A 10,088-nucleotide genomic window follows, 5' to 3' on the forward strand; every position below is an offset into this window, starting at 1 on the left:
ACTGGCAGTTAAGGCAATAATTGGGAGTTTTGGTAAATCATTTGCTTGCTCAAATTCACGTCGTTTTATCGAGGCTGTTAGTCCGTCCATGACAGGCATTTGTATATCCATTAGCACTACATCAAAACAGTCGTTTTCCATTTTCAATAGTGCTTGTTCGCCATTACGCGCAACAGATACAGTATGATGGTGACGTTTTAGCACTAAGCTTAATAGGTCTATATTCTGCTCAATATCATCAACTACCAATATGTGTAATTTAGGTAGCGCTTGATAACCTTGTTGCTCGACGACCTTATCCATAAATTCAATCGGCGTTAGAGGAAGGATAAAACTAAACTCAGAGCCTTCTCCTTCAATACTGGTCGCTGAGATTTCACCGCCCATTAATTCAACCAACTGTTTACTGATAGTGGTACCGAGACCCGTGCCACCAAAACGTCGGCTCATTGACTCATCCGCTTGAGCAAAGGCATCAAAAATAGTCTCAAGCTGAGCAGCAGACATGCCAATGCCGGTATCTTTAATGGAAAATTTAAATACCCCTGTTTCTACTCTTGAGATAGTAATATTGATGCTGCCTTGTTCGGTAAACTTTATCGCATTACCCAACAAGTTAGTTAAAACTTGGCGCAATCTATCTGGCGCACCATTAAAGTACCCTTGCGCTTGCAGTTTAATATTAAGGTTGAGTTCTATACCTTTATTTTGTGCCTCTAACCATAATGTTGACACAACAGCATCCACTTCTTCCACAAGTGAAAAGTCTCGAAGTTCAAGTTGAAACTTACCTTTTTCTAACTTGGCACTGTCGAGCAAATCATTCAAAATGTGTAGCAATGATTTTGCCGATTGGTTAATAGTTGTCAGGTGTTTATGTTGGCTAGCACTCATATCACTATCGAGCAAAATATCACTAAAACCAATAACTGCATTCATTGGCGTACGAATTTCATGGCTCATATTGGCTAAAAATGCTGAACGAGTTTCCGCGGCTTTTTCTGCTTTGTCTTTAGCCGCTATAAGCTCTGATTCCATTGCTTTGCGATCACTAATATCCATAATAAAACCATCAAGATAATAATCATCACTGTTTTCTACTTTAATGGCTCGACCATAACCAAGCATCCACTTCAAGGTGTTGTACCTGTCGATCAATCTAAACTCAAGCTGATAACCATTTGGGTTGTGTAAATCGGCTGAAGCAATAATGTGTAAATCTTCAGGATGAACAAAATCCCCCAAGCTTCTTTTTGGCTCAGGCATTAGGAAATCCGCTGCTGGATACCCTGTTATTTTTTCAACTTCATCACTAATAAATAAATTGGGCCAGCCCGGTACATCCAAACATCGATATGCTATACCTGGGATATTAGTCAATAATGAGCGAATTCTCATTTCATTGTCACGTATCGCATTTTCCATTTTTAAGCGATGCTGTGCCCTCTTCTAGACTGGACAAAGCTTCCAAGCCTGCAAATGCGGTGGCGGAAAAGCGATCCGGTGCGCCAGATGATACACTCAATTCAGGAACATCAGTTTGCCCCGTTGCCAACTGCAAACTGTAGCGCACACTGGCGTTTGGCACATTGCCCGACAGGGTGATGGCGTTTTCAGATTTTGTCGCACTCCACGTGAACGCGTCAGCAACTGGAGTTTTCGCCTTTGCTTCAGCCTCTAATCGCGCTTTCTCTTCAGCCTCAGCTTGAGCCTTGACCTGCGCCTCCGCTTCCAAAGCTAAACGCGCCTGCTCTTCCGCTTCGGCTTTCGCGATTGCTTCAGCTTCTAATCTTGCTTCTTCCTCGGCCGCTAGGCGCGCCTGTTCTTCTGCCTCAGCCTGCGCTTCTTCCTCTGCCGCTAGCCGTGCTTTTTCTTCTGCCTCAGCGGCCAGTCTTGCCTTTTCTTCTGCATCAGCCTTTGCTTTTGCTTGAGCCTCAAGACGCGCCTGCTCGTCAGCTGCTGCCTTTGCTTCAGCCGCCAGACGCGCTTGCTCTTGTGCTTCAGCTTTTGCTTCTGCCGCTAGCCGTGCCTCTTCTTCTGCTTTCGCTTTTGCGATGGCTTCTGCATCTTCAAGTGCAAGCTGCCAAGTTGGCTCTTGGTCTACGCTCAACATGTACTCAACAGCTGCGCCCACAGCTTTGTCAGCGGCCAAGCCATTCAGCTGCCACTGTGACCCATCGTAAGCCACAGTTCCTTCCTGCAACAAACCTAATGCGCCAAGGCCACGTTCTGTGCGCTCCAAAAATGCGCGTCGCTCTTCTGGTTGGCTGTTTGCAAGCTCCAAGCGATTGTCACGCTGAGCCCACACCAGATCATCAGCCAAAAAACCATCGTAGGTGATAAGACCATTCGAATTCTTAACCGCTGACCAAGTCAGCTGTTCAATTGGCAACACAACGTGCAAATCTAATCTAAATGCCGAACCAAATGGCGACAGTATTTTGGTGATTTGCTCGATGTCTTGATCTGAACGTGCGCTGCCCATGAGTGTCCAAACGTCGCCGGATAGACTTGCACGCCCCGCATCAAGGAGCTGCAGCGCATCAAACGCCGCCTCTGCTTTGTCCGCGAACCCGTCTGGTGCCCCAACGCCAATATTTAGGTTGCCAGTTTGGGCGTTTGGTACCTGAAATATCGCAAGCGTTTTGTCGTCAGGAACGTACCCTGTAAATACGATCTCGCCCGTTGATGGTTTTTCTGCCGCCCACAAATAGGGAATAATGGGGACGATGCGCGCGTCAATTTCAATTTTCCAATTGTTTTCTTCGCTTGCCAGATTTCCCAGATCATTGCTGATCGCAGTCACCGTGTCTTGATGATCTGCGACACCAGTTAAAAACCAATCTTGACCGTCGAAACCAAAGCGACCCGTTTCCAGACGTTGGAGCGCTGAAATGCCAATATTGGTTTTCTCATCAAAACCATCAGGCTCCCCGCTGGCCAAACTAACGTTTGAAGCACCCATGCCACTCAGCAAAAGCTGCATTTCTTCATTGCGCACAAAACCCTCAAAACTCAGGTCCCCGTTTTCAGCGCGGCGACCTTCAAACCGGTAGGGTTTGGCAACTGGTGGGGGCAAAACTGTAAACTGCGCTTGCCAAGTTTCTACTTCAACCTTCTTATCCAGAAACTCTCGTAAAAGACTGTTTTGATGTTCTTTCGTTTCAACGGTGGCGTTTAGTGCCCACGCATCATTCTGCAGCGCAATCTGACCCTCTACCATCAAATTTGAGGCGGATGCACTTGCCAATGCGATCTTTTCAAAGTCTTGGGGTTGACCGGCAGCAGGCAAGGTTTCATCGACAACTTGAGTATCAGGCAATATGGCGAAGACATCTTCATTCAAATCCGCGGATGGTGAGTATCCGGCTAAGCGAACGCGTCCATCCGTTTCTTTGTTTAATGACCAACTGTACGGTGACACTTCTGGCAGCTCAATGTCGGCCAAAGCGAGGTCGTAACCATCGGGTATGTTGTTGCCGAATTTCTCCTGCAACATAAGGAAGTCTTGCGGGCTAATGGCTTTGCCTTGAACCATAATCCGTTGGTCTTCAATCTGTGCAACCGCACCGGTTTGTAGGTGTTCAAGTGTGCTGATGAGCAAATTCATCGCTTCATCAAACTTCTCTGGTGCACCATTTGCAACGCGCACCTCACCTAGATCTTCACCACCATTCAGAGCCGAAATGGTTTTCAACTCATTGTCGGTCGGAACGTACCCGACGACCGACATTTTGTTGTCCACGAGTTCAAATTTGATCGTAAATGGTTTAATTGTCGGTCTCTCAATCTGAATTGAAACTTTGAATGGCGTGAGTTTCTTTTCTAATCCTGAGACTTCATCAAACGACTTAAAACTATCAGCCGCACCTGACATTTTGATCACTTCGTCGGAGATCTCAAACTCACCGTGCGGTAATCCATCCAAAGCCCTAAGCAATTTCGTTACGGCATCGGCAAATCCCTTTGGGCCGCCAGAACTAATGGCCAATGTTGCGACTGAACCGCCCAGCTGTTCAAGGTCAGTCAATTGTTGTTTGGATTCAACGTTGCCAGACAGAGCAATAGATGGTGCATTTTCTTTTTTGGCGGCAAAAACAAATGGTGAAGCGAGTGGCGGAACTATGTTTCCTTCGCCACGCACTAAATTGTCTGGGAACCCTGCACCAAATACCACATCGAGTGTATGAAACGACTCTTGATCTTTTGCGCGACCATCAATTGAGACCTTTAACCCATCAACGCTCACGATACCTTCATCAAAATGTTGAAGTAGTCTTATCGCAAACTGCGTGGCGTCACGCCAATCTCGCGCGGCTGGACCGCCAGAGGCAAGTTGTAAATCAACCTGCCCTTCCCCGAACCATTGCTTTGCTTGATCGCTCAGCGCCTCACTGGGCATGCCACCTACCATTGTACGTGACTTGTTATCCTTTGAAAGGCGCAGCGAAAATGGGTCAAGTTTGGGCGCAAGTGCAGCGTCAAGCGAAGCACTGCGCGTTTCAGGCGCTTCGGCAAGAATTTGATTTACCTTTGAGATTTGCTCTGCGCTGGTGCTGAGGCCCGCGGCATGGACATCGCGCCCATCAACTTGGACTCGTGCCCACGACAACCCGAGATTGTCGAGTTTTGTTTGCAATATCGTTTCAATATGGTGTTCGACATTCGGCTGATTTTGCCAAACGGCAAATGGCGCTCCAATCCCGACCGTCAGAACACCCATGCCAAGCAACATGACCCAATTAACGCGTCGAAAAATTCCCATCTGGCAAGCTACTCCAATTAGGGCACGCAATGATCAAAACACAAATTGAAACAAGATGTTTATTTGTTCGCCAAGGCCGTCATCCGCCGCCCACATTCTCCACCCTTGGCATAGGGCGAAAGTTTAAGCACAAATCGGCAGAGTTCCAGTGTTATTTTTGAAATTGTTGCAGCTGTTAACACTTAACAGGTGTCTCGACTTAATATTCCGGCGATTGAATGTGGTTAGAATACGATCAGACAAAAGAAAAGGCCCGGCAAATGCCGGACCTTTCCAAAATTCAATTCAGTCAAACCAAATGGCTTAGTTGAATGTTTTCTTGAATTTTGTAGATACTTTAGAAACGTTGTTGCTGTCGATGTTGAAGCCAACATTAACAGTAGCACCGCCACCTGGAGCCCAGTCCAAGTCACCTTCAAACGCTGTTACGCTTGCTTCGTCGAAGTTAACTTTGGCAGTTGCAGTCAAAGTATCAGAAACTTTGAACGCGCCTTTCAAAGCAAGATCCCAGTTGCTTGCATTGTCGAAACGACCAGCAACGGTGATTGTTGTTGTGTCGTTAACTGCTGCAACGCCAGAAACCGCAGCTTCCCAAACGTTTGCTGGGCGGAATTCTGCGCCAGCTGCCAATGTGAACATGTCCATAGTTGCTTTAGCAGTAACCAAAGCAGTCCATGCAGATGCGCTGTCTGTTGAGAATGCAGCACGGAAGCTCATGTCATCAACATTGAATGTTGCGCCAGTGTGGAAAGACCAAGCGTTTGCAGCAGCGATCAAATCGTCATAAACGAATGAAGCGTGTGCAGTACCCCAGTCTTGGCTTACACCAAGAGCACCAACCAAAGAAGCTTCGCCAGAAACGCGGCCAAGATCTTCAAGACCAACAGCTGCAGTTACGCCATCACCCAAGCTTGAAGAAACTTGCAACACGTAGCCGCCAGTGTTTCCTGTCAAAGCGATACCTTCGTCGTTGCCGTCGAGGTCAAGATCGTAGATTGCTGTGAAAGTCTCGTCGTCGCCATCGTTAGCGATTGAGCCTTTTTTACCAGCATAAAACACTGTTGCAGAAGAATCGCCAATGGCAACATATGCTTCGTTGATAACAGCGCGTGTTGAACCAGCTACGAATGTATCGTCTTCTTCTTCGCGAAGCTCAACAACAGCCATTGTTGGGCCGAAGTCGCTGTCTGCAGTTGCAGTAAACTTAAGCATCCAATCAAGATCAGAAGCTGTTGAGTTAACGCCAGCTGCATTGTTTGTCCAAGACCACTCGTAAGAAACGTCGCCTTCGATCTTCAAGCAGTTGCTTTCAGAAGAAATTGTCAAGCCTGTGATGTTCAATAGATCACAAGTGTCAAGTGCTACAGCGATTGGGTCTGCTGCTTGTGCTGATGTGCCAAGAGCAAGAACTGCTGCTGAACCGAGAAGTAGGTTCTTAATTGTCATAATACTGACCTCCAAAAATCAGTTAGTTGTTTAGGACCGGTTGTTACCGGCTGTTTGCCGAAACGAGGCCACACTTTTTATTGGTGTGTTTGACGCCGCGTATGCGACCGACAAACGAATCCATGCATGGTTTCGCATTAGCCAAACTACTCATACGCACTAAACATTCAAGCACAGATGTGTTGCCCTATGACGCTTGACCGACCGCTGTTGCATTTTCAACACAGATTATCGTTCAGCCTTGAACTGCAGTGGATAAGGCGGCATTTTTTACCTAGCAATTCGCAAGCGCAACGCCGGATCTTTATCATTTTTAAACCATTGAGGTCGCGTTGAAATTTGTTTTTGCCGTTGGTGCATGGTTGACGGCTGGGGCACATTATTGCATCTAGCTCTTCCCAAACTGGCACCCGCCACACGAATACACACCTTAGGACACAAGACATGAACGAACTCGGTTATTCTATGGGCGTGGATTTTGGCACGACGAACACAGTAATTGCATTTGCTTCGCCGACCGGGGAGATAAAGGGCGTAACGTTTGGCGCAGGGACAAATTCGAACGATGTTTATCGTTCGGTACTTTGCTTTCAGCGCGACGATTCAGGTGCAAATCCAAAAACCGAGGTTTCGGGCGGAATCGAAGCGATTGATGCCTATCTCACAAGTGCCAACGACGTACGGTTTATTCAATCCATTAAAAGCCATGCGGCAAGTCATCTGTTTGAAGAAACCCGCATATTCGGCAACGCGTTCAAATTTGAAGACTTGATGTCTACATTTCTGCAATGTGCTGTGAGCGATGCCAAAGGTGCGTTGACAGATTTCCCTGCTGAGTTTGTTTCAGGTCGCCCAGTGTCTTTTGTTGGCAGCAAGCCAGACGACGCTTTGGCCATGAGCCGTTATGAAGGGGCATATCAACTCGCCGGCTTTTCAAAACCACGCCATGTTTATGAGCCAGTTGGTGCCGCATATAGCTATGCGCAAAGGTTAGAAAAAGATGCAACCGTTCTTGTTGGTGACTTTGGTGGTGGTACCAGCGATTTTTCAATCATCCGGTTTGAAAAGCGCGATGGGCGCACCATAGCGCATCCGGTTGGATTTTCAGGTCTGGGGATCGCAGGGGATCGATTTGACTACCGCATCATTGACGCGGTTATTTCTCCCAAGCTTGGCAAATATGGACAATATAAGTCGTTCGACAAACTACTTGAGATGCCCAAACACTATTATACCCAGTTCGCGAAGTGGCATCAGCTGGCGCTTTTAAAGACCCCGGGAACAATCCGTGAGCTACAAAACTTGGCCAAAAGCTCCACACAGCCTGAACAAGTGGAAGCGCTGATTGAGACCATAATCGATGATCGTGGATTTGACGTTTATCGCGCTGTTTCTGCGGCCAAAGCAGCACTTTCCTCCAACCCAACCGCCAGTTTCAAATTGAAACTTGGCGACATTGACGTTGGTGCTGAAGTGAAGGTCGACGATTTCAACAATTGGATTGCGCCGGACTTAGCCCAAATTGGCAGCACTGTTGATGGCCTATTGGCTGATACTGCACTTTCTCCGGACGACATCGACAATGTATTCCTAACTGGCGGCAGTTCCTTTATTCCTGCGGTCCAGAGAATATTTTCTGATCGTTTTGGCGATCAAAAGCTGGCAGGTGGAAATCAATTCCAGTCCGTCGCTTTTGGCCTTGCATTGATTGGCCAAGAACCAGATCTGACGCCATGGCTGGCTGAAGGCACTTCATAGCAAAGCAACTGATTGGTCTTGTTTGCACAACAAGAATGGTTACGTTGGTGAATTAACGCCATTTTTGCGTCAGTTTGCAGGAGTTTTTTGCACATGCCAGGTCACAACCGTTTCCAATCCATCGCAGTTGTTCGAGAAATTGAATCACCAGAGAACCCTAGCGGCTTGGAAAAGCGAGTATCAGTTGTTCCGCAAGACATTGGCACGCTGCTGCAAACGGGTGCAGATGTTTATGTGGAAGAAGGCGCTGGCCTTGGTGTTGGTTTTTCTGATGAAGAATATGTCAAAGCCGGAGCAATTCTGCAGCCAGCGCATGAGATTTATCGCGATAAGGACCTGATCATCAAATTCAAAGGTCCATCACTTGAAAGCGTTGCTCACATGCACCCCGGATGCACCCTGTTGTGCATGGCACATTTTGGATCATTCCCGGACCGGGCCCGTGTGCTTGAAGAGAACAAGATCAATGTGATTGCGATGGAAGAAATCGTTGAATCGCCCAAAATCGATCCGGATCAAGCAATTCTATCGCGCACTGCGATGGCAACGGCCTTACAGCCTTACTTGGAAAACAATTCGATTGGTGGCTTAGACGTTAGAGTTTTGCAATGGTCACCACGCACATTGGCCGCCATCCGCCGCGCTGGCAACCGCGACCCACGCTCTTTAAAAGTGATCCATTCTGACGCAAGCATTGAACAACTTGATGCGACTGGGCCTACTGCGCTTTATTTCTATGATAGCGCGTCAACAACCAGCGACCATTTGATAGAGCACCTCAAGCAGACACACCCAAATCTGTTTGACTTAGTTGATTACGAAAAAAATCATGGCCAAACTGCGATCGAGAAATGGCGAGAAACCCACCCGCCCCTGCCATTCGGTTTACGGCGCATCCAATGTTTGCACCAAACTGGGCAAGCAGGCGCGCGCTATGGGTTGGAATTATTGGCTCAAAACAAACCAAATTTGGACGTTCAAAACGCCAAAGTTGTTGTGCTGGGCTATGGCAACGTGGCGCAAGGCGCTATGCGCGAACTATCGGACAAAGGCGTGCGAGAAATCAACGTGCTTGGCTTGACGCACACTAAGTCTGGACGAATTGAGTATTGGCTCAAGGATGCGGATCTCATCGTCAATGGCGCGGATCAACCGGTCAACCTGCGCGGCCGGAACTATTTGGTTGAGAATAGACATTTGGAGCAAATCATACCTGATGGGTCGGTGATCATTGATTTAGTTGGCGGCAGCCCCACCAATCGCTCGCCGATTGAACCTGTTCTATCCTGCACATTTTTGACCGAACCGCATTTTGTAACCCACGGGGTTACCGTTTCCGCCCTCTGGGGCTGGCCGATGCTGGGCATGATGCGCGAAACTGCGATTACATATTCTGGGCAAATCGTTGATGTTATTGCCAAACGGGAAATGCTGATCAACGGGTTAGACAGTTTGGCACCAGGTGTTCAACGTGCTTTGGTTTGCGGGCCACACACTGTTTAGTTGGCATCAACGACGAGATCAAAAACCACAATCCCGTCCGCTCCGCCTGCGCACAGGGCAACGAGCTCTTTGCCCAATTGCTGGTGCGCGGGGTGATTGGCGTAGTCTTGCAATGCGGCATCATTTGTAAAACTGGCGATAAAGCCGTGGCTAAATTCGCCCGATTTTTGTTCAAAGTCTTTGTTCGGGCCGGCTTTAATTGAAATCAGCCCTGTGATTTGGCCAACAAGGGCTTCAAAACTTTGCACCGCTTCAAGTCTTTGAGTTTCAGATACGCCGGTGCGAAATGAGCAGAAGACACAGTGCTTAATCATCGTTTCAAACCCTATTGCTGGCGCTGCGCGATTAACCAAACCGGCTGATAGGTCAGTGGCAGCTTGCCGCCATGGCCAAACTGGTTTGCATAGCGTTCTTCAAAGGATTTGAAATTGGCTTTCGTCAGAATACCATCTGCATTGCCGTTTACACCTGTGTTGCGCAGGTGGTGCAAAAGCGGAGATAACCCATCAAACTCAAGCTGGATTTGATCCATTTTGAGGTGTTTGACGTCCATAAAGTCCGGCAACATGGCTTCTAGCTCGGCGCAATCTGTATAGCTGGGTGCTGCTGCTCGAGA

7 protein-coding genes are annotated in these 10,088 nt (G+C 47.8%); 2 read left to right on the forward strand and 5 right to left on the reverse strand.

Features of this window, described 5'->3' with window-relative positions; genetic code table 11:
• From Q0231_RS01840 to Q0231_RS01850, 3 genes are all read right to left on the reverse strand, one after another.
• A partial coding sequence (locus Q0231_RS01840; RefSeq protein ID WP_299344330.1) for a PAS domain-containing hybrid sensor histidine kinase/response regulator occupies positions 1–1,425 on the reverse strand: 1,425 nt, incomplete at its 3' end.
• Positions 1,406–4,765, reverse strand: a complete 3,360-nt coding sequence (locus tag Q0231_RS01845; RefSeq protein WP_299344333.1) for a hypothetical protein — start codon at positions 4,763–4,765, stop codon at positions 1,406–1,408. The genes Q0231_RS01845 and Q0231_RS01840, both read right to left, overlap by 20 nt.
• 303 nt (positions 4,766–5,068) lie before the next feature.
• Positions 5,069–6,211 (reverse strand): hypothetical protein, encoded by a 1,143-nt coding sequence (locus tag Q0231_RS01850; RefSeq protein WP_299344336.1) that lies wholly within the window; start codon positions 6,209–6,211, stop codon positions 5,069–5,071.
• A gap of 444 nt (positions 6,212–6,655) precedes the next feature.
• Between Q0231_RS01850 and Q0231_RS01855 the strand changes: the two genes are divergently transcribed.
• Both Q0231_RS01855 and Q0231_RS01860 read left to right on the forward strand, forming a co-directional pair.
• On the forward strand, positions 6,656–7,969 hold the full coding sequence (locus Q0231_RS01855; protein WP_299344338.1) for an Hsp70 family protein: 1,314 nt from the start codon (positions 6,656–6,658) through the stop codon (positions 7,967–7,969).
• Between the two features lie 93 nt (positions 7,970–8,062).
• A complete protein-coding gene (locus tag Q0231_RS01860; RefSeq protein ID WP_299344341.1) occupies positions 8,063–9,472 on the forward strand; it encodes a hypothetical protein in 1,410 nt (469 codons plus the stop codon).
• Here Q0231_RS01860 and Q0231_RS01865 read toward each other — a convergent pair.
• Both Q0231_RS01865 and Q0231_RS01870 read right to left on the reverse strand, forming a co-directional pair.
• Positions 9,469–9,786, reverse strand: coding sequence for a Dabb family protein (locus Q0231_RS01865; protein WP_299344344.1), 318 nt, complete (start codon positions 9,784–9,786; stop codon positions 9,469–9,471). The two genes, Q0231_RS01860 and Q0231_RS01865, sit on opposite strands and share 4 nt — an antisense overlap.
• Before the next feature lie 11 nt (positions 9,787–9,797).
• Positions 9,798–10,088 (reverse strand): hypothetical protein (locus tag Q0231_RS01870; protein WP_299344347.1); only part of this gene is annotated, 291 nt, incomplete at its 5' end.

The sequence above is a fragment of the uncultured Maritalea sp. genome (assembly GCF_937139385.1).
Taxonomy (GTDB): domain Bacteria; phylum Pseudomonadota; class Alphaproteobacteria; order Rhizobiales; family Devosiaceae; genus Maritalea; species Maritalea porphyrae_A.